This is a genomic window from Luteibacter sp. W1I16, assembly GCF_050434905.1.
In the GTDB taxonomy this organism is placed as follows: Bacteria; Pseudomonadota; Gammaproteobacteria; order Xanthomonadales; family Rhodanobacteraceae; genus Luteibacter.
In genome coordinates this window covers 1,477,095-1,500,696 of record NZ_JBNDJJ010000001.1, presented here as the reverse complement: position 1 = coordinate 1,500,696, position 23,602 = coordinate 1,477,095, and the positions used below count along the sequence as shown (strand labels likewise).

At 65.5% G+C, this 23,602-nt stretch carries 20 protein-coding genes; 18 read left to right on the top strand and 2 right to left on the bottom strand.

Features of this window, described 5'->3' with window-relative positions; translation table 11 throughout:
* Positions 1-27: 27 nt before the first annotated feature.
* The 14 genes from rsmH to lpxC all read left to right on the top strand — a co-directional run bounded on the left by rsmH (position 28) and on the right by lpxC (position 16,220).
* Positions 28-951 (top strand): 16S rRNA (cytosine(1402)-N(4))-methyltransferase RsmH, encoded by a 924-nt coding sequence (gene rsmH, locus QFZ41_RS06770; RefSeq protein WP_429198052.1) that lies wholly within the window; start codon positions 28-30, stop codon positions 949-951.
* On the top strand, positions 948-1,220 hold the full coding sequence (gene ftsL, locus QFZ41_RS06765) for a cell division protein FtsL (RefSeq protein ID WP_306850873.1): 273 nt from the start codon (positions 948-950) through the stop codon (positions 1,218-1,220). Before rsmH ends, ftsL begins: the two co-directional genes overlap by 4 nt.
* The gene (locus QFZ41_RS06760; protein ID WP_429198051.1) at positions 1,217-3,025 is read left to right on the top strand and encodes a peptidoglycan D,D-transpeptidase FtsI family protein; all 1,809 of its coding nucleotides are present in this window, start codon (positions 1,217-1,219) and stop codon (positions 3,023-3,025) included. Before ftsL ends, QFZ41_RS06760 begins: the two co-directional genes overlap by 4 nt.
* On the top strand, positions 3,022-4,515 hold the full coding sequence (locus QFZ41_RS06755) for a UDP-N-acetylmuramoyl-L-alanyl-D-glutamate--2,6-diaminopimelate ligase (protein WP_429198050.1): 1,494 nt from the start codon (positions 3,022-3,024) through the stop codon (positions 4,513-4,515). The genes QFZ41_RS06760 and QFZ41_RS06755 overlap by 4 nt, the downstream gene beginning before the upstream one ends.
* Positions 4,512-5,876, top strand: a complete 1,365-nt coding sequence (locus tag QFZ41_RS06750) for a UDP-N-acetylmuramoyl-tripeptide--D-alanyl-D-alanine ligase (protein ID WP_429198049.1) — start codon at positions 4,512-4,514, stop codon at positions 5,874-5,876. Before QFZ41_RS06755 ends, QFZ41_RS06750 begins: the two co-directional genes overlap by 4 nt.
* Positions 5,866-6,948 (top strand): phospho-N-acetylmuramoyl-pentapeptide-transferase, encoded by a 1,083-nt coding sequence (gene mraY / locus QFZ41_RS06745; RefSeq protein ID WP_371022705.1) that lies wholly within the window; start codon positions 5,866-5,868, stop codon positions 6,946-6,948. The genes QFZ41_RS06750 and mraY overlap by 11 nt, the downstream gene beginning before the upstream one ends.
* Positions 6,949-6,955: 7 nt before the next feature.
* Positions 6,956-8,179 carry a putative lipid II flippase FtsW gene (gene ftsW / locus QFZ41_RS06740; RefSeq protein ID WP_429198048.1) on the top strand — a complete coding sequence of 408 codons (1,224 nt, stop codon included), beginning with the start codon at positions 6,956-6,958 and terminating at the stop codon, positions 8,177-8,179.
* A complete protein-coding gene (gene murG, locus QFZ41_RS06735; RefSeq protein ID WP_429198047.1) occupies positions 8,176-9,270 on the top strand; it encodes an undecaprenyldiphospho-muramoylpentapeptide beta-N-acetylglucosaminyltransferase in 1,095 nt (364 codons plus the stop codon). The genes ftsW and murG overlap by 4 nt, the downstream gene beginning before the upstream one ends.
* On the top strand, positions 9,267-10,706 hold the full coding sequence (murC, locus tag QFZ41_RS06730; RefSeq protein WP_429198046.1) for a UDP-N-acetylmuramate--L-alanine ligase: 1,440 nt from the start codon (positions 9,267-9,269) through the stop codon (positions 10,704-10,706). Before murG ends, murC begins: the two co-directional genes overlap by 4 nt.
* Positions 10,706-11,680 carry a D-alanine--D-alanine ligase gene (locus tag QFZ41_RS06725; RefSeq protein ID WP_429198045.1) on the top strand — a complete coding sequence of 325 codons (975 nt, stop codon included), beginning with the start codon at positions 10,706-10,708 and terminating at the stop codon, positions 11,678-11,680. Before murC ends, QFZ41_RS06725 begins: the two co-directional genes overlap by 1 nt.
* Positions 11,677-12,417, top strand: a complete 741-nt coding sequence (locus QFZ41_RS06720; RefSeq protein ID WP_429198044.1) for a cell division protein FtsQ/DivIB — start codon at positions 11,677-11,679, stop codon at positions 12,415-12,417. The genes QFZ41_RS06725 and QFZ41_RS06720 overlap by 4 nt, the downstream gene beginning before the upstream one ends.
* Before the next feature lie 7 nt (positions 12,418-12,424).
* Positions 12,425-13,660 (top strand): cell division protein FtsA, encoded by a 1,236-nt coding sequence (gene ftsA, locus QFZ41_RS06715; RefSeq protein WP_429198043.1) that lies wholly within the window; start codon positions 12,425-12,427, stop codon positions 13,658-13,660.
* Positions 13,661-13,796: 136 nt separating this feature from the next.
* On the top strand, positions 13,797-14,981 hold the full coding sequence (gene ftsZ, locus QFZ41_RS06710; RefSeq protein WP_429198042.1) for a cell division protein FtsZ: 1,185 nt from the start codon (positions 13,797-13,799) through the stop codon (positions 14,979-14,981).
* A gap of 327 nt (positions 14,982-15,308) precedes the next feature.
* Positions 15,309-16,220 (top strand): UDP-3-O-acyl-N-acetylglucosamine deacetylase, encoded by a 912-nt coding sequence (gene lpxC, locus QFZ41_RS06705; RefSeq protein WP_429198041.1) that lies wholly within the window; start codon positions 15,309-15,311, stop codon positions 16,218-16,220.
* Between the two features lie 392 nt (positions 16,221-16,612).
* Here lpxC and QFZ41_RS06700 read toward each other — a convergent pair whose 3' ends face one another.
* The gene (locus QFZ41_RS06700; RefSeq protein ID WP_429198040.1) at positions 16,613-17,071 is read right to left on the bottom strand and encodes a DciA family protein; all 459 of its coding nucleotides are present in this window, start codon (positions 17,069-17,071) and stop codon (positions 16,613-16,615) included.
* Positions 17,072-17,102: 31 nt separating this feature from the next.
* On the opposite strand from QFZ41_RS06700, the gene QFZ41_RS06695 reads away from it, so the two are divergent.
* From QFZ41_RS06695 to QFZ41_RS06680, 4 genes are all read left to right on the top strand, one after another.
* The gene (locus QFZ41_RS06695) at positions 17,103-18,041 is read left to right on the top strand and encodes a M23 family metallopeptidase (RefSeq protein WP_429198039.1); all 939 of its coding nucleotides are present in this window, start codon (positions 17,103-17,105) and stop codon (positions 18,039-18,041) included.
* Positions 18,042-18,171: 130 nt separating this feature from the next.
* Positions 18,172-20,886, top strand: coding sequence for a preprotein translocase subunit SecA (secA, locus tag QFZ41_RS06690; protein WP_429198038.1), 2,715 nt, complete (start codon positions 18,172-18,174; stop codon positions 20,884-20,886).
* A 482-nt stretch (positions 20,887-21,368) separates the two neighbouring features.
* A complete protein-coding gene (locus tag QFZ41_RS06685; protein WP_429198037.1) occupies positions 21,369-22,253 on the top strand; it encodes an RHS repeat-associated core domain-containing protein in 885 nt (294 codons plus the stop codon).
* On the top strand, positions 22,250-22,588 hold the full coding sequence (locus QFZ41_RS06680; RefSeq protein WP_429198036.1) for a hypothetical protein: 339 nt from the start codon (positions 22,250-22,252) through the stop codon (positions 22,586-22,588). Before QFZ41_RS06685 ends, QFZ41_RS06680 begins: the two co-directional genes overlap by 4 nt.
* Positions 22,589-22,728: 140 nt before the next feature.
* Here the strand turns inward: QFZ41_RS06680 and QFZ41_RS06675 are convergent, their stop codons facing one another.
* A complete protein-coding gene (locus tag QFZ41_RS06675) occupies positions 22,729-23,580 on the bottom strand; it encodes a symmetrical bis(5'-nucleosyl)-tetraphosphatase (RefSeq protein ID WP_429198035.1) in 852 nt (283 codons plus the stop codon).
* Positions 23,581-23,602: the final 22 nt, after the last annotated feature.

Sequence of the window (23,602 nt, the reverse complement as noted above, 5' to 3'; positions counted from 1 at the left end):
TTGGTGGAACGGGAGCGGGATGTGGCAATGGCGGGGCGCGATGTGCACATCCCTGTGATGCTCGACGAAGTGCTGGAGGGCCTCGCCTTGCGCGAGAACGGGCGTTATCTGGACGGGACTTTCGGCCGCGGCGGTCACGCCCGGGCGATCCTCGCCCGTCTCTCCGACGCCGGCAGGCTCTTCCTCATGGATCGCGACCCGGCCGCCATCGCCGTGGCCGAAGCCGGCCTCGCCACCGATCCCCGCGTATCCCTGCGCCACGACAACTTCGCCACGATGGGCGACTGGCCGGCCCTTGAAGGCGGCCTCGACGGCATCCTGCTCGACCTGGGCGTGTCTTCCCCTCAGCTCGACGATGCCAGCCGCGGTTTCAGCTTCATGGCCGACGCGCCGCTGGACATGCGCATGGACACCACGCGTGGCATCAGCGCGGCGGAGTTCCTTGCCGATGCCGGCGAGGCCGAGATCGCACAGGTCCTGTGGACCTTCGGCGAGGAGCGCTTCAGCCGCCGCATCGCCAAGGCGATCATCGAGCGCCGCGCCACCGATCCCATCACGCGCACCGGCGAACTCGCCGAACTGGTCGCGCGTTGCGTCGGCCGCCGCGAGCCGGGCAAGAATCCCGCCACGCGTACTTTCCAGGCGCTGCGCATCCGCGTGAATGCCGAACTCGATTCCGTCGAGCGTGGCCTCGACGCCGCGCTGGAATTGCTCAACGTGGGCGGCCGCCTGGCGGTGATCAGCTTCCACTCGCTGGAAGACCGCACGGTGAAGCAGTTCATCCGCGGTCACGAGGGGCGCGTGCAGGGCAGCCGCCGCGGTCCGCCCGTCGAGGCGAAGACCGCCCGCCTGAAGCCCGTCGGCAAGGCCATCTTCCCGTCCGACGCCGAAGTGTCCGCGAACCCGCGTTCGCGCTCCGCCGTGCTGCGCATCGCGGAGAAACTCGCATGAAAGCCTTCGGCGCCGCCTGCCTCTCGATCCTGCTGCTGGCGGTCATCGCCAGCGCGATCGGCGTGGTGTGGACGCGCCATGAGAGCCGCGTGCTGTTCGTCGAGCTCTCGCGGCTGCAAAGCCAGAAGGACGATCTCGGCGTCGAATACGGCCGCCTCGAACTGGAACAGGCGACCTACGCCGAACCCAGCCGCATCGATGCGGACGCCCGCGGCAAGCTCGGCATGTTCACGCCGAAGCCGCAGGACATCCAGTTGGTGCGTCGATGAAGGCCCGTTACGGCAAGCCCGTCGTGCCGAGCCGCCGCCGCGGCCAGGGCCCGAGCCCGCGCAAGCGCATGACGGTGATCGTCGCGCTGCTCTGCGTTGCCGTCTCGGGCCTGGTGGTGCGCGCGTTCGACCTGCAGGTGGTACGCAAGCAGTTCTACCAGGACCAGGGCGACGCGCGTTTCCTGCGCGAGATGCCCATCGCGGTTTCGCGCGGCACCATCTTCGATCGCAATGGCGAGCCCCTGGCGGTGTCCACGCCGGTGGCTTCGATCTGGGCGAATCCGCCGGAAGTGCTGGAGAACGAGGACCGCATTCCGGAACTGGCCAAGGCGCTGCACGTCGACGCCGACGACCTGAAGCAGAAGATCGTGCAGCGCGCCGACAAGGAGTTCATGTACATCGCGCGCCAGCTGCGTCCGGAAGATGCGCAAGCGATCGTGGACCTGAAGATCCCCGGCATCGCCTCGCAGCGTGAATACCGCCGCTACTATCCGTCGGGCGCGGTGAACAGCCATATCCTCGGCTTCACCAATATCGACGACCACGGCCAGGAAGGCCTGGAACTGGCGTTCGACGAATGGCTGGCTGGAAAGCCCGGTGCGAAGCGCGTCATCCGCGACCGCATGGGTCATGTCGTCGAGGACGTGGAACTGGTGCGCGAGCCGCAGCCGGGCCGCGATCTCACCCTGTCGATCGATCGCCGCATCCAGTACCTCGCCTACAGCGCCCTGAAAGACGCGCTGGAGAAGAACAAGGCCGAGTCCGGTTCCATCGTCGTGATGGACGTGCACACGGGCGAAGTGCTCGGCATGGCCAACCTGCCCTCGTTCAACCCGAACGCGGTGCGCGGCAGCACGCCGTCGGAACGGCGCAACCGCGCCGTCACGGACGTGGTCGAACCGGGTTCGACCATGAAGGCGTTCACCATGGCCGCGGCGCTCACCAGTGGCAAGTACACGCCGACCTCGCCGTTGATCGAGACGTCGCCGGGCACCTGGATGATGGGCGGCCATCCGGTACGCGATACCCACAACTGGGGCACGCTCACGCCCACGGGCGTGATCACGAAGTCGTCCAACGTGGGCGCGGCCAAGATCGCGATGACGCTGGACACCGATTTCCTCTACGGCGTCTATAAGTCGTTCGGGCTCGGCAACAGCACCGGCAGCGGATTCCCGGGCGAAGCGGCGGGTTACCTGCCCGTGGGCCGCACCTGGAAGCCGATCGAGAAATCGCGTCTGGCCTACGGCTACAACCTCAACGTCACGCCGTTGCAGCTGGCCACGGGCTATGCCGCCATCGCCAACGGCGGCGCGTTGCGCTCGCCGAGCTTCATCAAGGGCGCGGACAACCCGCCGAACCAAATCGTCACGCCCGACGTGGCGCACAACCTCGTGCGCATGCTCGAAACGGTGATGGCGCCGGGCGGCACGGGTTATGGCTTCGCCTCCGTCGCCAACTACAGTGTCGCGGGCAAGACCGGTACCTCGCACAAGAATTCCGCAGGCGGTTACTACGCCAACAACTACATCTCGTTGTTCGTCGGCATGATCCCGGCGAGCGCGCCGCGCCTGGTGACCGTCGTCGTCATCAACGACCCGAAGGGCGGCCACTACTACGGTGGTTCCGTGGCCGGCCCGGCCTTCGCCCAGGTGATGGAAGGCGCCGTGCGCCTGCTCGACATCCCGCCGGACAACGTGGGCCGCTGGTACGCGGGCGGTCCGAGCCAGGGCGGCCTGATCGGCACCACCAACGCGCAACCGCCACAGGCGGACGAAAGCGCCGCCGAAGAGGTGGTGCCATGACCATGCGCCTCACCGACTTGCTCGGTGGCTTCGCCGACGTATCCAGCGCCGGAGACATCGACGTGTCGGGCCTCGCCCTGGATTCTCGCGAGATCGTGCGCGGCGATGCATTCGTCGCGTTGCGCGGCATGAAGGGCCACGGCATCGAGTTCGCGGCCAAGGCGGTCGGGCAGGGTGCGGTGGCGATCCTCGCCGAGCCGCCGTTCGATGCCATCGACGCGGGCGTCCCCGTCATCACGGTCGACAAGTTGCGCGACAAGGCCGGTCCCATCGCCGCGCGTTACTACGGCGACCCGTCCCGCGCGCTCGATGTCATCGGCGTGACGGGTACCAACGGCAAGACCTCCACCGTCCAGTTGATCGCGCAGGCGCTGGCCTTCCTCGGCCGCAAGCCCGCCACGGTCGGCACGCTGGGCGCAGGCCTGCACGGCGCGATCGCCGAAGGCGAGCGCACCACGCCGGACGCGATCCGCATGCAGGCGCTCCTCGGCGAGTTCCGCGACGCGGGCGCCACGCATGTCGCGATGGAAGTGTCCTCGCACGCGCTGGAACAGGGCCGGGTGAACGCCATCGCCTTCGACGTGGCCGTGTTCACCAACCTCACCCGCGACCACCTCGACTACCACGGCACGATGGAGGCGTACGGCGCCGCCAAGGCCAGGCTGTTCGCTTTCGAAGGACTGCGCAGCGCGGTCATCAACGTGGATGACCCGTTCGGCGCGAAGCTGGCCAAGGGCCTCGGCGAAGGCATCGCCAAATTGCGCGTGTCGATGGCGGGCGACAGCACGGAAAAGGACGCCGAGGTCCGCGCGGACATCGTCGTCACGTCGGCGAAGGGCCTGTCGTTCAACCTCAATACCCCGTGGGGCATGCGCACCGTGCGCAGTTCGCTGCTCGGGCGCTTCAACGTGGCCAACCTGCTTTCGGTGGCCGCCGTGCTCGGCGCGCTGGGTGAGCCGTTCGACCGCATCCAAGCGGCGCTCGAGGCGCTGCAGCCGGTGAATGGCCGCATGAGCCGCCTCGGCGGCGACGGCCGCAAGCCGCTCGTGGTGGTCGACTACTCGCACACGCCCGACGCCTTGAAACAGGCACTGCTCGCCCTGCGCTCGCACACGAAGGGCAAGCTGATCTGCGTGTTCGGCGCCGGCGGCGATCGCGACCAGGGCAAGCGCCCGATCATGGCGGCTATCGCCGAGCGGCTCGCCGACGTGGTGATCGTGACCGATGACAATCCGCGCACCGAGGACGGTAATGCGATCGTCGCCCAGATCGTGGCCGGGTTCGCCCATCCCGACACCGTCATGGTCGAGCGCGACCGCGCGCAGGCCATCGCCCTGGCACTCGCCGACGCGAAGGCCGACGACGTCGTGCTGATCGCCGGCAAGGGCCACGAAACGTATCAGGAAGGTCCGGAGGGCAAGCGCCCCTTCGACGACCTCGCCATCGCCCGCGAGGCGATGGAGACGAGCAAGAAGGGAGCCCGCGCATGATGCGCCTGTCCGCCGTCGCCCTCTGGACCCGCGGCCGCCTGCAAGGCGCCGATGCCGAGGTGAGCGGTTTTTCCATCGATACCCGCAGCCTTCGAGCGGGCGATCTTTTCGTGGCCCTGCCGGGTGAGCACGTCGACGGGCACGACTTCGTCGCCGCCGCCGCGGAGCGTGGCGCCGTCGCCGCGCTGGTCACGCGTCCGGTCGACGCGCCGATTCCGCAGGTGATCGTCGACGATACCCAGGCCGCTCTGGGCGACCTGGCCAGCGCCGTGCGCGCGCAGCGCGACGTGCGCGTCGTCGGCATCACCGGTTCCAATGGCAAGACCACGGTGAAGACGCTCACCGCGTCGATCCTGTCCCGCCATGGCCGAACCCACGTCAACGCCGGCAACTTCAACAACGAGATCGGCATGCCGCTGACCTTGCTGGCGATGCCCGAAGACACCCGCTATGCGGTGCTGGAAATGGGCGCCGGCAAGCCGGGCGACATCGATTACCTCGCCGCCATCGCGCGGCCCGATATCGGCCTCGTCAATTCCATCGCGCCCGCGCATCTTGAGCGCATGGGCACGATCGAAGGCGTCGCCGAAACCAAGGGCGCGTTGTACCGGTCGCTGCCGGCCGACGGTATCGCCATCGTCAATGCGGACGACGAGCGCTTCGCCGGATTCTTCGCCAACCTGGCGGGTTCGCGCACCATCCTGCGCTATGCGCTGGACCATCGCGCGGACATCGGCGCGGACATCGTCGAAGAGCGCATCGACGGCACGCACTTCGTGCTCTCGACGCCGCATGGCGACGGCGACGTGCACCTTCCGCTGCCGGGTCGCCACAACGTGGCCAACGCGCTCGCGGCGGCGGCGATCGCCACGGCGCTCGGCGTGCCGGTGGACGTCATCGTCGAAGGCCTGGAGCAGGTACCGCACGTGCCCGGCCGGCTCGTGCTCGAACCGATGCCCGGTGGCTGGACCTTGATCGACGACAGCTACAACGCGAATCCCGGTTCAGCAGCCGCGGCGATCGATACGCTGGCGCTCGCCCGCGGCGAACGCTGGCTCATTCTCGGCGACATGGCGGAACTGGGACCGGACACCATGGAGCTTCATGCCGGCGTCGGCCGTCTCGCCCATGCGCGCGGCATCGAGCGCCTGCTCGCCACGGGAAGCAGGAGCGCCGCGGCGGTGGAAGCCTTCGGTCCGGGGGCGCAGCATTTCGCGACGCAAGAGGCACTGATCGAGGCCGCCTGCGCGCAGATCCACGAGGGCGTGACCTGCCTCGTGAAGGGGTCGCGTTCTTCCGGCATGGACCGGGTCGCGGCGGCAATGAAGAAATACGCTGAAGGAGCATTCCATGCTGCTTGAACTGGCGGAATGGATGGCTCGGCACTTCACGTCGCTGCATCTGTTCCAGTACATCACCTTTCGCGCGATCATGGCCGCGCTCACGGCGCTGGCTGTCTCGCTGCTGCTCGGGCCGGCGCTCATCCGCAAGCTCGCCGCGCTGAAGGCGGGCCAGGTCGTGCGCAGCGATGGTCCGCAGACCCACCTCGCGAAGGCAGGCACGCCGACCATGGGTGGCCTGCTCATCCTGTTCGCGGTCGGCATCGCCACCCTGCTGTGGGCCGACCTCGGCAACCGCTACGTGTGGGTGGTGCTGGCGGTGACCGTGCTGTTCGGCGCGATCGGCTTTTACGACGATTACCGCAAGCTGGTGCTGAAGGACAGCCGCGGCCTCGCCAGCCGCTGGAAGTATTTCTGGCAGTCGGTGTTCGGTCTCGGCGCCGCGGTGTTCCTCTACCAGACCCACCAGCTTCCGGCCGAGATCGCGCTCTACGTGCCCTTGTTCAAGCAGGTCGCCATCCCGCTCGGCGTGTTCTTCGTGGTGGTCGGCTATTTCATCATCGTCGGCTTCTCCAATGCGGTGAACCTCACCGATGGCCTCGACGGCCTCGCGATCATGCCGAGCGTCCTGGTATCGGGCGCGCTGGGCATCTTCGCCTACCTCGCCGGCAACAAGCTGTTCTCCGAGTACCTCGGCATTCCGGCGATTCCCGGTGCCGGCGAACTGGCGATCTTCTGCAGCGCGTTGGCCGGCGCGGGGCTCGGCTTCCTCTGGTTCAACACGTATCCGGCGCAGGTGTTCATGGGTGACGTGGGTGCGTTGGCGATCGGCGCCGCGCTCGGCTGCGTCGCGCTCATCGTCCGCCAGGAAATCGTGCTGTTGGTGATGGGCGGCGTGTTCGTGCTGGAAACCGCCTCGGTGATGCTCCAGGTCGGCAGCTTCAAGCTGCGCGGCAAGCGCATCTTCCGCATGGCACCGATCCACCATCACTTCGAATTGAAGGGCTGGCCCGAGCCGCGGGTCATCGTCCGTTTCTGGATCATCAGCGTGGTGCTGGTGCTCATCGGTCTTGCAACCTTGAAGGTGCGCTGAGAAAAGCATGTTCGGCTTCGGTAACAAGCAGGCGAAACGCCGTCAGGGCCCGCGGGGGAGCTTCGACCTCCCCTTGCTCGTGGCCGCGCTCGCGTTGGCCGCCCTGGGCGTGGTGATGGTCACCTCCAGTTCGATCGCCGTGGCCGACGGCTCGCACCAGGGCGCCTTCTATTACCTGAAGCGCCACCTCGTCTTCCTGTTCCTCGGTGGCTGCCTCGCCGCCGCCGCGATGCGTACGGAACTGAAGACGCTGGAGAAGCACAGCTTCCTGCTCCTGCTGGTGGGCATCATCATGCTGCTGATGGTGTTCCTGCCGGTGTTCGGCATGCGCATCAACGGCGCGCGGCGCTGGGTGAACCTGCTGGTCACCAGTTTCCAGCCGGTCGAGGCGGTGAAGCTCATCCTCGTCGCCTATCTGTCGAGCTATCTCGTGCGTCATCGCGAAGGCGTGGAGTACGAATTGTTCGGCGTGGTGAAGCCGGTGGGCGTCGCCGGTTTCATCGTGTTGCTGCTGCTGGCCCAGCCCGACTTCGGCTCGGCCGCGCTGGTCGTCGCCACCACCGTCGGCATGGTCTGGCTGGCGGGTGCGCGCATGCGCAACCTGCTGGTGCTCGCCACGCCGCTGGTGCCCGCGCTGATCTACGCGGCCACGGCGGAGGATTACCGCATCAAGCGCCTCACTTCCTTCCTCGATCCATGGAAAGACCCCTTCAACGACGGCTTCCAGCTGACCCAGGCGTTGATCGCCGTGGGTCGCGGCGAATGGACCGGCGTGGGGTTGGGCTCCAGCGTCCAGAAGCTGTTCTACCTGCCCGAGGCGCACACCGACTTCATTCTCGCGGTGCTGGCCGAGGAGCTCGGCCTCGCCGGGATCATGGTCGTCATTTTCCTCTACGTCGTGCTGGTCGGCCGCGGCCTCTACATGGGCCTCAAGGGCGTTGAACTCGGTCATCGCTTCTCCGGCTACGTGGCCTACGGCATCTCGCTGATGATCGGCTTTCAGGCGATGGTGTCGATCGGCGTGAACCTGGGCGTGCTGCCGACCAAGGGCCTCACCCTGCCGCTGATCAGTTCGGGCGGTTCGTCCGTGCTGATGACCTGCGCGATGGTCGGCGTGCTGCTGCGCGCCACCTTCGAGATCAACCGCGCCGAAGACGCGCGACAGACGGCGGTGCGCCTTCCCGCGAACGCCGTGCCCGATTCCGCCGCCGCGGCGGGAGGCATGGCATGAACGCGCCCGTGCTGATCATGGCCGGCGGTACCGGTGGCCACATCTTCCCCGGCCTAGCCGTCGCGGACGAACTGCGTTCGCTCGGTATCCCCGTGGCCTGGCTCGGTGCCGAGGGCGGCATGGAGACGCGCGTGGTGCCCGCGCATGGCCTGGACCTGCATACCGTCGCGGTCGGCGGACTGCGCGGCAAGGGCATGAAGACGCGTGTCCTCGCGCCGCTGATGCTCGCCCGTGCGTTGTTCGCTTCGCTGAAACTCCTGCGCACGCTGCGTCCGCGCTGCGTCCTTTCGATGGGCGGCTACGTGGCCGGACCGGCCGGCGTCGCCGCGCGGATCGCGGGAATCCCGCTGGTCGTGCACGAGCAGAACGCCGTCGCCGGGTTCACGAACCGCAAGCTCGCCTCGTTCGCCAGGAAGGTCCTGACGGGTTTCCCGAATGTGTTGCCGAACGGCGAGTGGGTGGGCAACCCGGTACGCGCGCGGATCGCCGCCCTGCCACCGCCGGAGGAACGCCTGGCCGGCCGGACCGGGCGCGTTCGCCTGCTCGTGCTGGGCGGTAGCCTCGGCGCCCGCACACTCAATCTCGTGATCCCCAAAGCGCTCGCGCATATGCGCGGCAATGCCAGCCTCGATAACGCCGAGCCGGAAGTGGTCCACCAGACCGGCGAGCGCGGCCTCGAGGAAGCGCGCGACGCGTACACCGAGGCGGCCGTGGCCGCCACCATCGTGCCCTTCATCGAAGACATGGCCGGCGCCTACGAGTGGGCCGATATCGTGGTTTGCCGTGCCGGTGCGCTGACCGTGGCGGAACTGTGCGCCGTGGGTATCGAAGCCTTGCTGGTGCCGTTCCCGCACGCCGTGGACGACCACCAGACGGTCAACGCGCGCGCCATGGTCGACGTCGGCGGCGCACGGCTGGTGCCCGACGCCACGCTGAATCTGCCCGGTGCCGAGGAGGCGCTCGCGACCATCCTGTTCGACATGATGCTGGACCGCCAGCAGATCCTTTCAGCCGCCAACGCGTCCCGCACGCTGGCCAAGCCCGACGCAGCAGCAACGATTGCCCGTCACTGCATGGAGGTTTCCGCATGACGCCCGGTCGTTTGCGTGCCCACGAAGATTTCATGACCTCGTTCCGCCGTGTCCATTTCATCGGCGTGGGCGGCGTTGGCATGAGCGGCATCGCCGAGGTGCTGTGCAACCTCGGTTACAGCGTGTCCGGTTCCGACCGCGCGCACTCGCCGACCACGGAACGCCTCGCCAAGCTGGGTATCGAGGTGCACATCGGCCACGAAGCCTCGAACGTGGATGGCGCCGACGTGATCGTCACTTCGAGCGCGATCCGCCAGGACAATGCGGAGCTCGTCGCCGCGCGCGCCGCGCGCATCCCGATCGTGCCCCGTGCGGAAATGCTCGGCGAACTGATGCGTTTCCGCCGCGGCATCGCCATCGCCGGCACGCATGGCAAGACCACGACGACGAGCCTGGTGGCGAGCGTGCTGGCCGAGGCCGACTACGATCCGACCTTCGTCATCGGCGGGCAGCTCAACGCCGCCGGCGCGAACGCGCGACTGGGTACGGGGCAATACCTCGTGGCCGAAGCCGATGAATCCGACGGCTCGTTCCTGATGCTCTCCCCGGTGATCGCGGTCGTGACCAACATCGACGCCGACCATCTCGAGAACTACAACGGCGATTTCGGCCAGGTGAAGAAAGCCTTCGGCGATTTCCTGCATCGCCTGCCGTTCTACGGCCTGGCCGTGCTGTGCATCGACGACGAGGAAACGGCGAAGCTGGCCGAGGACACCTCGCGCCGTCTGCTCACCTACGGCATCGACAAGCCGGGCGCGGACGTGACGGCGAGCAACGTGCGCCAGGTCGGTTTCGAGATGCATTTCGACCTGCACCTGCCCGGCATGGCCGGCACGTTGCCGGTGACGCTGAACCTGCCGGGCCGGCACAACGTGCAGAACGCGCTCGCCGCCGCGGCGGTGGGCTGGCAGCTGGGCGTGGAAGCGGAAGCGATCGCGCATGCGCTGGCACGTTTCGAAGGCGTCGGCCGTCGCTTCCATCGCCGTGGCGAGATCGCACTGGATACGGGCAGCGCGTTGTTGGTGGACGACTACGGCCACCATCCGCGCGAGTTGGCCGCCGTGTTCGCCGCCGCGCGTGGTGGCTGGCCCGAGCGCCGCCTCGTGGTCGCCTTCCAGCCGCATCGCTACAGCCGCACGCGCGACCTGCTCGACGACTTCGCCAAGGTGCTCGCCGAGGTGGACGTGCTCGTGCTGACCGAGGTGTACCCGGCTGGCGAGTCGCCCATTCCCGGTGCGGACGGGCGAGCCCTGGCGCGTGCGATCCGCGCGCGGGGAAAGACCGATCCGGTTCTCGTCGACCATCCGCGCGACCTGCGCGACACGCTGCCCGCCCTCGCGCGGGACGGCGACCTGATCATGCTGCTCGGCGCCGGCGACATCGGCGCGGCGGCCATCGAGCTGGCCAACGCCGGCAACCTGAGGACTCGTACGTGATGAGCAGTACCCGCTTCCCCCGCACCGTCACGGACGCCGCCGATTTCGGCCGCGTCGCCGTCGTGATGGGCGGCAATTCGGCCGAGCGCGACGTGTCGCTCGACTCCGGTCGCGGCGTGTTCGAGGCCCTGCGCTCCAGTGGCGTGGATGCCCACCTGATCGACGGTATTCCCGCCTTGCTCGACGCCGTGCGCGCGGGCCATTTCGCGCGCGTGTTCAACATCCTCCACGGCGCCGGCGGCGAAAATGGCGAACTGCAGGGAGCCCTGCAGTCACTCGGCGTGCCCTACACGGGCTCGGGCGTGCTGGGTTCGGCGCTGGCGCTGGACAAGGTGCGCGCCAAGCAGGTGTGGATCGCCCTCGGCCTGCCGACTCCGAAGTTCAAGGCGTTGCCGCGCGGTGCCGACGTGCACGCCGCAGCGCGCGAAGTCGGTTTCCCGCTGATCGTGAAGCCGGCCTGGGAAGGTTCCAGCGTGGGCGTGACGCGCGTGTTCGACGAATCCGGCCTCGACGCGGCGGTCGAACTGGCGCGCAAGTATCCGGGCGACATGCTTATGGAGACCCTCATCGAGGGCGACGGGAACGAAGGTGGCGAATTCACCGTCGGCATCCTCGGCCGCGAAGTGCTGCCCACGATCAAGATCGTCCCCAAGGGCGAATATTACGATTACAACGCCAAGTACATCGCGGAAGACACGCAGTACATCGTGCCCGGCCTGTCGGGCGAGGAAGAGGAAGCCATGCGCGCGCTCGCGCTGCGGGCCTTCGACGCGCTCGACTGCGTGGGTTGGGGCCGCGTCGACGTGATGCGTGACCATCACGGCAAGAACTGGTTGCTCGAAGTGAACACCGCGCCGGGCATGACCTCGCATTCGCTCGTGCCCAAGGCCGCTGCCGCCGCGGGCCTGGACTATGCCGCCCTGTGCTGGCGGATCCTCGAGACCTCGATGCAGCGGGAGGGCGCGAAGGCATGAAGGGAGTCGCCGCCACGCGGATCGTCGCCTGGGGTATCGCCATCACGCTGGTGGTGTTGCCCGTGGTCGGCGTGATGCAGGGTTGGTTCGCCGCCGGCCGCTGGCCGGTGACGCAGCTCAAGGTCGAGGCGGAGTTCGCGCACGTCAGCGCCGAACAGATCCGCAGCGCCGTGCTGCCGCGGCTCGGCAAGGGATTCTTCGCCACGGATCTGGAAGACGTGCGCCATGCAATCGGTGCGCTGCCCTGGGTGGAGTCGGTGGAGGTGCGCAAGCGCTGGCCCGATACGCTGCTGGTTCGTATCTACGAACGGCAGCCGTTCGCGCGCTGGAACGAAGACCGTCTGATCAGCCGCCAGGGCCTCGTTTTCGACGCGCCGGGTGCCGACCAGATGGGTGACCTTCCGCGACTGCGCGGTCCCGATTCGCGCCTTGCCGAGGTGGTGAGTTTCTACGCGCAGGCACGCAAGTCCTTCGAGGGGCGCACGGGCCTGTCCATCGTCGGCGTCAGCCTGAGCGAGCGCGGGAGCTGGAGTGTCACCACCGACAGCGGTGCCGAAATCGTGATCGGCGATCGCGACCAGGCCGATCGCCGTCTCGCGCGCTTCCTCGATGTCTACCCGCAACTCGTTGCAGGCCGGCAGGGCGGTTTCGCCTATGCCGACCTGCGTTACACCAACGGATTCGCCATCCGGTGGCCGCAACCGGAAACCACGGCCACACCCAAGGTCGGAAGCTGAGCTAACCATGAGAAACAAGAACGACAAACAGCTCGTCGTCGGCCTCGACATCGGAACCTCGAAGGTGGTCGCGATCGTGGGCGAATACGAACCGGGCGAACCGATCGAGGTGATCGGTATCGGCACGCACGTCTCGCGTGGCATGAAGCGTGGATCGGTGGTCGACATCGAATCCACCGTGCATTCCATCCAGCGCGCGGTGGAGGAAGCCGAACTGATGGCGGGTTGCGATATTCGTTCGGTATACGCCTCGATCTCGGGTAGCCACCTGGAAACGCGCAACTCGCACGGTACCGCGGCCATCCGCGACCGCGAGGTGATGTCGGCCGATCTCGAGCAGGTGCTGGAAGCCGCCAGCGCGGTCGCCATCCCGGCGGACCGCAAGGTTCTCTACAAGGAATCGCAGGAATATCGCATCGACGGCCAGGACGGCATCCGCCATCCGGTCGGCATGAGTGGCGTACGCCTGGAAGCCAGCGTGCACCTGGTGACCGGTGCGGCGAGCGCGGTGCAGAACATTTCCAAGTGCATCCAGCGTTGCGGCCTGTCGGTGGACGAGCTCGTGCCGGCGGCCGTCGCCAGCGCAAAGGCCGTGCTCACGGAAGACGAACTGGAACTCGGCGTCTGCCTCGTCGACATCGGCGCGGGCACCACCGATATCGCCATCTACACGCAAGGCGCCATTCGCTATACCAAATCGCTCCCGGTCGGCGGCGACCAGGTCACCAACGACATCGCCTATGGCGTTCACACGCCGACCGCGCACGCGGAAGAGATCAAGATCAAGTACGCCTGCGCGCTGGCCCAGCTCGCGCACGCGGAAGAAACCATCCAGGTGCCCAGCGTTGGCGACCGTCCGCCGCGCCGCCTCGCGCGACAGGCGCTCGCGCAGTCGGTGCAGGCGCGCTACGAGGAGATCTTCGAGATGGTCCAGGACGAACTGCGCCGCTCGGGGTACGAGAGCCTCGTCGCCGCGGGCATCGTCCTGACCGGCGGCGCCTCGCGCATGGAGGGCGCCCTGGAACTGGCCGAGGAGATCTTCCACAAGATGGTGCGCATCGGTGTCCCGCAGCACATCTCGGGCCTGGGCGACGTCGTTTCCAGCGAACTGCACTCGACCGGCGTGGGCCTGCTCCTGCATGGCTCGCGGTCGAGCGCCGGTTCGCGTCATGCGAGTTCGGCTGTCGGCAACGTCGGCAGCGTGGTCGAGAAGTTCCGGAGTTGGTTCACCAAGAACTTCTGAAGTTCGATTCACCGGATTGTCGGTGCCCGATGGAAGGGGGGCGCCGGGGCACGAGGAAGGCCCGCAACCCGCGGCCGACAGGAGTCGGACACGGGACATAAACCAAAAAAACTAAAAGTTCTGCGGAGGACGGGAAATGTTTGAACTGATCGAAAAACTGGCACCGAATGCGGTCATCAAGGTCATCGGCGTGGGTGGCGGCGGCGGTAACGCCGTAGCCCACATGGTGAATTCCAACATCGAAGGCGTCGAGTTCGTCGTCGCCAACACCGACGCGCAGGCGATGAAGAGCTGCGCTTCGCGTACCCACCTCCAGCTCGGTGGCAACGTCACCAAGGGCCTGGGTGCCGGTGCGAACCCGGAAGTCGGCCGCCAGGCCGCGCTGGAAGACCGTGAGCGCATCGAGGAAATGCTCGAAGGCGCGGACATGGTCTTCATCACCGCCGGCATGGGCGGTGGCACGGGTACCGGCGCCGCGCCGGTCGTTGCCCAGCTGGCGAAGGAGAAGGGCATCCTGACGGTCGCGGTAGTGACCAAGCCGTTCCCCTTCGAAGGCCGTCGCCGCATGCAGGTGGCCCTCAAGGGTATCGAGGACCTCTCCCAGCACGTCGACTCGCTGATCACCGTGCCGAACGAGAAGCTGCTCTCGGTGCTGGGCCGGGAAGTGACCCTGCTCAACGCCTTCAAGGCGGCCAACGACGTGCTCCAGGGCGCGGTCCAGGGCATCGCCGACCTGATCACGGCCCCCGGCCTGATCAACGTCGACTTCGCCGACGTCCGCACGGTCATGAGCGAGATGGGCATGGCGATGATGGGCTCGGGCACCGCCCGCGGCGACGATCGCGCCCAGGCCGCCGCGGAAGCGGCGATCAACAACCCGCTGCTCGAGGACGTGAACCTCGCCGGCGCCTGCGGCATCCTGGTCAACGTGACCGCCGGCCCGAACCTCACCATGCGTGAGTTCGACGAGATCGGCCGGGTGATCCACGACTTCGCTTCGGAAGACGCGACCGTCGTGATCGGCACCTCGCTCGACCCGGAAATGCAGGACGACGTGCGCGTGACGGTCGTCGCCACGGGCCTCAACCGCGGTGTCGCCACCAAGCAGCCGGTGCGTCAGCCGGTCCAGCAGCATGTGGAAATGCGCCAGCGTCCGCGCCCGGTCGTGCTGCGCACGGGCACCGGCAACGAGGTGGTGGATTACGCGCAGGCCGATGCGATGCCTTCGGTCCGTTCGGAACCCGCCCAGCCGCAGAAGAACGCGGAACCGGCTATCGACTACCTGGATATCCCGGCGTTCCTGCGCCGCCAGGCCGACTGACCGGCACTCACCGCTGAAGGCACGTTAAGGAAAACGTGAGGCCGACCCGGCACGACGCCGGGCCGCCCGGTGCCTCGCCGCCGTCCCGTTCCGGGCGGCGGGGCACCGCCGTGCCTCGACGGGAAAACCTGCAAGCGATATCAGTCACTTGCAAGTCATTGAATGGGCGCTATTTCAGTCGCAGGCCAGATGAGAATGGATCGCGGTTCTTGCTGAAGGAACGGTGAAGCAATGCTGGACTGTACCGTCTGGTTTGTTTATTCCGAGGTTAAGACTGTGTTAGCATGTTCGCCACTTTAGGCTGCTGCCAACAAGGTTCGACCCAACATGATCAAGCAGCGCACGCTCAAGAACATCATTCGCGCCACGGGCGTCGGTCTTCATACCGGCGACAAGGTGTACATGACACTTCGTCCAGCGGCGCCGAACACGGGCATCGTGTTCCGCCGTACCGATCTCAATCCGCCGGTCGAGTTGCACTCGCGCCCGGAGAACGTCGGTGACACGCGTCTTTCCACCACGCTCATCAATGGCGACGTTCGCGTCTCTACCGTCGAGCACCTGCTCTCGGCCATGGCCGGTCTCGGTATCGACAACGCCTACGTCGACCTCTCGGCGCCTGAAGTGCCGATCATGGACGGCAGCGCCGGTCCGTTCGTGTTCCTGATCCAGTCCGCTGGCATCGAGGAACAGGAAGCGGCCAAGCGCTTCATCCGCATCAAGAAGCCGGTGATCGTGCAGGACGGCGACAAGTGGGCCAAGCTCGAGCCGTTCGACGGCTTCAAGGTCGGTTTCTCCGTCGAGTTCGACCACCCGTTGTTCAACAAGCGCAATTCGCAGGCCGAGATGGATTTCTCGACGACCTCGTTCGTCAAGGAAGTCAGCCGTGCCCGCACGTTCGGTTTCATGCGTGACATCGAAATGCTCCGCGAGCGCAACCTCACGCTCGGCGGCTCGATGGACAACGCCGTGGTGCTCGACGACTACCGTGTGCTCAACGAAGACGGGCTCCGTTACGACAACGAATTCGTCAAGCACAAGATCCTCGACGCCATCGGTGACATCTACATGCTGGGCCACAGCCTGATCGGCGCGTACTCCGCGCACAAGTCGGGTCACGAGCTCAACAACAAGCTGCTCCGCAGCCTCATGGCCGACGCCACGGCGTGGGAAGAAGTCAGCTTCAAGGATCCCGCCAAGGCACCGATCTCCTACGCCCACCCCGCCCAGGCGGTGTAAGGCGCCGCCCTTCGGGGCGACCCCCGGCGGCGCCCTCCGGGCTATCCGCAATGAAAAAGGCCGCGAGCAATCGCGGCCTTTTTCATTGCGGACCCCTGCGGTTTAGCAGGGGCCTTGGTGGGAGCCGACCTTGTCGGCGATCCCGCGGCAGCGGGCCGGCCTACGGCAAGCACCCATCGCCGACAGGGTCGGCTCCCACAGTTGAAGCGGCGGCTTCCTACCAAGCCAGTTAGTGGCCTCCTGGACGCGTGAGACCGCCCGTGACCCACGTCACGTCCGTGAAATTTATGTGCAATTTAGGCACTCAGGCGCTTCATGCGTGCTATAAAGTTTGCCGCCCTTGTGGATCCGTGGGTACTTACGGATCACCGAAGGTGAACGCAAACCTAGGATTAATCTGAATTTTCGGCCTTCGAGGCCAATTCAAGGAACAGATCCCGCAACGTGGGGTCCGAGAGTGACGCCGCGGCGCTCCGAAGATGTCGGGCCGCCGAGGTGGAAAGCGGTTTGTGCCGGTCGGGGATCACTTCCACGGGCGGTAGGGGGGCCACTTTCACGGCAACCGAGTGGGCCTTCGTGCCGATGGCGCGAGCGGCTTCGAGGATTTGCGTCTGGTAAAGGCGTACCCGCGAAGCCCAGGCCGACGAGGGCGCAAGGAAGACGAGCCTGCCATCGCGCAGGTCCGCGAAACGGACCTGGTCACGCAATGGCGAGGGCAATGTCGCGCGCAGCTGGCGATCCAGTTGGTCGAGTTGGCGGGCCCGTTGGGCCAGCGATGCGACAGGCCCGAACTCCGTGATGGACGTCAGTCCACGAGTGGAGCGGCGGGGCGGCTGGGATGGCGGTGGCATGGGCCGGCTTTAACTATTCGATGTGGAACGTATGCAGATCATACTCGTGTCTCGCGGCCTGAAAGGGCCGAAAACGCTCGACCTGACTTGCCGGCGCCTGCGCTGCAAATTCGCCCTGATGGGCCTGGCCGGTTTCGTGGCTATCGCCTGTGCCGGGGCGGGCGTGGCGCTCGCGGTGGCCAGCCCGAAGCAGCGCGCGCTGGGGGATATCGGTAGCCTCGCGCAGCGGGTGGGCGACCAGGACGCCCGGGTCGCTGCTATCAAGCGGGACGCCCAGCGCGACCTCGACGCCCTTGCTGTGAAGCTGGGCCAGCTCCAGGCCCAATCCGTTCGTCTCAATGCCCTCGGGGAACGACTGACCCAGGTGGGTAAGCTGGACGACGGCGAATTCGATTTCGACGAGGAGCCAGGCCAGGGCGGGCCGGAACTCACCACCGGCGCCGACGCCCCCGCCTACGCCTTGCCGGCCTCGCTGGACAAGAGCATCGACCAGCTCTCAGGCCAGTTCGATACCCAGCAGGCTCAGCTCGAGGCGTTGCGCGACATGCTGATGGACCGCAACATCGAATCCAGCCTTCGACCCACCGGCATGCCGGTGAACGGCTACATTTCCTCTTATTTCGGAGGGCGGCCGGACCCCTTCAGCGGCCATGCCGCCCGCCATACGGGCATCGATATCGCCGCGCCCACGGGTACGCCCGTGACGGCGGTCGCCGAAGGGATGGTCACCTTTGCCGGTCAGCGCAGTGGTTATGGCGACGTCGTCGAAATCGACCATGGCAACGGTTACATGACCCGGTACGCCCATAACAGCGTTATCCTGGTGCACCCCGGGCAGCGCGTCCGGGTCGGCGATGCCATCGCGAAGGCCGGCTCCACCGGGCGCTCGACGGGCTCGCACGTTCACTTCGAGGTCTGGTACCACGACCGCGTGGTGAACCCGCTCGCCTACGTCCGCAGCCACCGTTGAGAAGGCTTGAATCCTGCCGGGCCCGCCGCCACCCCGAGGAAAGCCGGGGACGCCCGTAGTATGATCGTCCCTTCGTGCCGGCCGGCCATGGCCGTTCGGCAGCCCTTTTCGCTTCAGATCCGGATGATCGATGTTCAATCGTGCCCTGACGAGTATTTTCGGCAGCCGTAACGAGCGTGTCCTGCGCGACCTCTCCAAGACGGTCAAGCGCATCAACGCCCTCGAACCGGAATACGAAAAGCTTTCCGACGACGCCCTGCGTGGGAAGACCGAGGAATTCCGCCAGCGCCTCGCCGCCGGTGAAACCCTCGACAAATTGCTGCCCGAAGCCTTCGCGGTCACCCGCGAGGGAGCCAAGCGCGTCCTCGGCATGCGTCATTACGACGTGCAGCTGATCGGCGGCATGGTCCTGCACGGCGGCCGGATCGCGGAAATGCGCACCGGCGAAGGCAAGACCCTGGTCGGCACGCTGCCGGTGTACCTCAACGCCCTGGAAGGCAAGGGCGTACACGTGGTCACCGTGAACGACTACCTGGCGCGTCGCGATTCGGCGCAGATGGGCAAGCTCTACAACTTCCTCGGCCTCAGCGTCGGCGTCGTGTATCCGGGCATGGACCACGCCGACAAGCGCAGCGCCTACCAGTCCGACATCACCTACGGCACCAACAACGAGTTCGGCTTCGATTACCTGCGCGACAACATGGCGCTCAGCAAGGAACAGCGCAACCAGCGCGGCCTGCACTACGCCATCGTCGACGAGGTCGATTCGATCCTGATCGACGAAGCCCGCACACCGCTCATCATCTCCGGTCCCGCAGAGGATTCCCCGCAGCTGTACATCGCGGTGAACAAGATCGTGCCGGGCCTGACGCGCCAGGAAAAGGAAGACGGCCCGGGCGATTATTTCGTCGATGAAAAGCAGAAGCAGGTGCATATGTCCGAAGAGGGCATGGAGCACGCCGAGCAACTGCTGCGCGAGGCGGGTGTCATCGATCCCGATAGCGGGCTGTACGATTCGAAGAACCTCGCCGTCGTCCATCACATGAACGCGGCGCTGCGCGCCAACGCCATCTACCAGCGCGACGTCGACTACATCGTCCGCGACGGCGAAGTCATCATCGTCGACGAGTTCACCGGCCGTACGCTGGCTGGCCGCCGCTGGTCCGATGGCCTGCACCAGGCGGTGGAAGCGAAGGAAGGCGTGCCCATCCAGCGCGAGAACCAGACCCTGGCGACGGTCACGTTCCAGAACCTGTTCCGCATGTACAAGAAGCTGGCCGGCATGACCGGTACGGCCGACACGGAAGCGTACGAGTTCCAGACGGTTTACGGCCTGGAAGTCGTCGTGATCCCGACGCACAAGCCGATGATCCGCGTGGACAACCCGGACTCCGTATTCCTCGGGCAGGAAGCGAAGTACAAGGCGGTCATCGCCGACATCAAGTCGTGCCACGAGCGCGGCCAGCCGGTCCTCGTCGGCACCGCTTCCATCGACGTGTCGGAACTGGTGTCGGGCCTGCTCAAGCAGGAGCGCATCCCGCACGAAGTGCTCAACGCGAAGCAGCACGAACGCGAAGCGCATATCGTGGCCCAGGCGGGCGCCCCCGGGGCCGTGACCATCGCGACGAACATGGCCGGCCGCGGAACGGACATCGTGCTCGGCGGCAGCCTCGAGGCCGCGCTCGCCACCTTGCCGGAGACGGCGACGGAAGCGGAGCGCCAGAAGGTTCGCGAGGACTGGAAGAATCGCCACGAACAAGTGCTCGCCGCGGGCGGCCTGCACATCATCGGCACCGAGCGCCACGAATCCCGTCGTATCGACAACCAGTTGCGTGGCCGTTCGGGCCGCCAGGGCGATCCGGGTTCCTCGCGTTTCTACCTGTCGCTGCAGGACAACCTGATGCGCATCTTCGGCGGCGAACGCATCGGCCGCTGGATGCAGATGTTCGGCATGAAGGAAGACGAGGCGCTCGAAGATCGCCTCATCACGCGCCAGATCGAGAAGGTGCAGCGCAAGGTCGAGCAGCACAACTTCGACATCCGCAAGAACCTCCTCGAGTTCGACGACGTCGCGAACGACCAGCGCAAGGTCATCTATGCGCAGCGCGACGAACTGCTCGAGACCGACGATATCTCCGACATGATCGTCGACATCCGCCAGGACGTCGTCGTGGCGCTCGTGCGCAAGTACGTGCCGGCGGACAGCATCGACGACCAGTGGGACATCCCCGCCCTCGATCGCGAACTGGCGAGCGACCTGAACCTGCGCCTCGACCTGGTTCAGTGGATCGAGACCCAGAAGGACATCGACGCCGACGGCATCCTCGACCACGTGCGCGAGGCGGTGGACGCCATGTTCGCCGAGAAGGAAGCCCAGGTCGGTGCGGAAACCATGCGCTCGCTCGAGAAGCACGTGATGCTCTCGGTGGTCGACAACGCATGGAAGGAGCACCTCGCCAGCATGGACTACCTGCGCCAGGGCATCTACCTGCGCGGTTATGCGCAGAAGCAGCCGAAGCAGGAGTTCAAGCGCGAGTCGTTCGAACTATTCGCCGAGATGCTCGACCGCATCAAGCTCGAAGTCGTGCAGATGCTCGCGCGCATTCGCATTCGCAGCGAAGAAGAAGTGCTCGCGATGGAAGCGGAGCAGCAACGCGCCGCGGAAACGCAGCGCCTGCAGTTCCAGCACGCCGATGCACAAGCCATGGGCCAGGGCGGCGGCAACACCGAGTCCGACCAGACGACGGCACCGATCTTGAACGACGGTCCCAAGGTCGGCCGCAACGATCCGTGTCCCTGCGGGTCGGGCAAGAAGTACAAGCACTGCCACGGCCAACTGAGCTAATAAAAAAGACTGGCCGAGCGGATTGAGCAAAAATTTGCTAACGTGGCCAGTAAGGCGCCCCTCGTGAGAGGGGCGCTTTTTCTTTGTGGTGAACGAGAACAGTTCGGCTGGAGTGCCTCGATTAGTTGTTCACTCCGCATCATTGAAGTCCATCCCCGCGATGCCATATCGGCCGTCACTCTGCGAGTTTCTCAGAGACCGTGAGTTCAATACTGCTCGGGATCGAGGAGAGCGAGTGCCAAGCATCGGGTAGCGGGCAGTATTCCCAACCGGCAGGATCAAATCGTGTTGGATACATCTAAATATCTTGAACCAGAATAAAAAGCGCCATAGAGTGCAGACCACTCACCCGAGGTATTAGCCTACAGAGGTGGGTTGATTACGGACTACGGGGGAACGAAGGAATGCGAAGAATATGCTTCGGGTTATCTCGAGCAAGAGCTCGTAAAAGTAAATGTCCTAAGAATGCTCTGGTCGTTTCGATGATCGTCGTGAGTAACTTCTGGCCTATGGCGATGGCCCAGAAACAGGTTACGTACTACTACACCGATCCACAGGGCACACCCTTGGCACAGACGGACGCCACCGGCAACATAGTTGCGACATTTGATTATCGTCCTTACGGCGAACAAGTGCTCGGCGACAATTCTGCTGGACCCGGATATACGGGTCATATAACGGACGCAGACATAGCACTGACATATATGCAGCAGCGCTACTACGACCCGAGTATAGGGCGCTTCCTCACTACTGACCCCCTCCGCCCGTCTGGCAGGAATGCAAGCCGTTTTACACGTTACGGCTACGCGAAGAATAATCCCTATCGGTATATAGACCCGGATGGACGAGATACCTTTGCCATCGGAATTGGGGCGAGCGCATCGTGGTTGGGTGGTGTCGCTGCTCAAGGTCAGCTGACCTTTAGTTTTCCATCCGCTAACCCGACGACTTGGCGTCTTGGCGGCGTTGGCTCCGTCGGTGGTGCAGCGAGCACGGAGCTAGGCCTTGGCGTCGGATTGGCGTTAAGTCATTCAGCTGCCGATTCGGCCGAGGAAATGGCTGACAACGGCGGCGATGCCTCTGTCGGCGGTTCCGTGAACCTAGGGCCTGCTTCGATCGGTTATGAACAAAGCATGTGCAGCGACTGCCAACCGACGAGGACTTTACTTATTGGACCAAAGTTGGCTGTGTTGCCAGGGGAAATACATACAACGGTTGCAAAGTCCATAGGAAGTACATGGGTTGGCTCATCACCCGTTACACCAACAGTAACCGTTGGCCCAGCGCAGGTAGTCAGCCCGCTCCCCGCCCCCGTGGTGGAGCCAGTGAAAGACGATAAGGATACGCTGCCGAAGGAAAATATATGAGTTCCGGTGCATTAGGTTTTTTCTTAGGAGCTGCGCCGGGATTGATGTATTTGGCGAAGAATATGTTTGGATTTCAGCGTGAACTGGTCGCAGCGCAGGATATGGCGCGCGAGGATAGTGATCTGCTCGATATGCATTTTTCTTTTGCGCTGAAGGCCGATTACTTACTTCGCCCTGGAAATTTCGTCCGGCCGGGAGATGGGCCAGGACTTCGTCGCGCGAAGTTACACCTTTTATCCGTAAGAAAAAAATTCCTGGTCAGACATGCCATCGGCGCGCTATTGGTCGCTGTCGGGGCGTTCCTTGGCACTTTGCTTGCGGTCATCGTTCGATGAGATGAGCTCGCTTGCCAAACACTCCGCCGTGCCGTCCGGAGGGGAGGCGTCGGGTGTCGTTCTCAGAGCGATTCCGCAGGGAGGCGAAGGCCGGACGAGGACTTAGCGAACGAGAACGGCAGCCGGCGGCTCCCCCTTCCTCAGTCCCCGCCGCCCTTAGGCTTCTGCCGATACGACTCCGCATCGACGGTGACATACACCGGCTCAGGCACGTCGATACGCATGGCGGTCAGCTGACCGCCCCACACGCAGCCCGTGTCGATCGCATAGACGCCAAGGCCCGCGAAACGCCCCAGAGCGGACCAATGCCCGCAGACGATCTTCGTCTCGCGACGACGCATCCCCGGTACTTCGAACCATGGGTACATGCCGGGCTTCTGTGTGCCCGGAATGCCTTTGCCCTCGAAATCGATGCGGCCGTTGACGTCGCAATAGCGCATGCGCGTGAGCGTGTTGATCGTGGCGCGGTGACGCTCGACGCCCTGCAACCGATTGTTCCAACCGGGCGGACGATTGCCGAAGAGGTTCTTCAACAGGCGCTGATGGCGCGGGCCGCCGAGTTCGCGTTCCACTTCCAGCGCGGCGCGCTGCGCCTGGCGCAGTGTCCAGATGGGCGCGAGGCCGGCGTGGATCATCGTCCAGCCCAGTTCCTCGTCATGGTGCAGCAGCTTCTGCATGCGCAACCATTCCAGGAGCACGGGAGCGTCCTCGGCGAACAGCACTTCACGCAGTTCGGGATTGACCCGCGCCTGAGCGTCTTCGCGACGCTGGCCGATCGCCAGCAGCGAGAGGTCGTGGTTGCCCAGCGTGATGACCGACTGGTCGCGCAGCGAGTGGATCAGGCGCAACGTGGCCAGCGATTCGCCGCCTCGATTCACCAGGTCTCCGCAAAACCACAGCCGGTCGCTGGCCGGGTCGAAACGGAGCTTCTCCAGCAGACGCTGGAGTTCGGGGTAGCAACCCTGGACGTCGCCGATCGCGTAGACGGCCATCAGTACTGTTGCTCCGTGATGC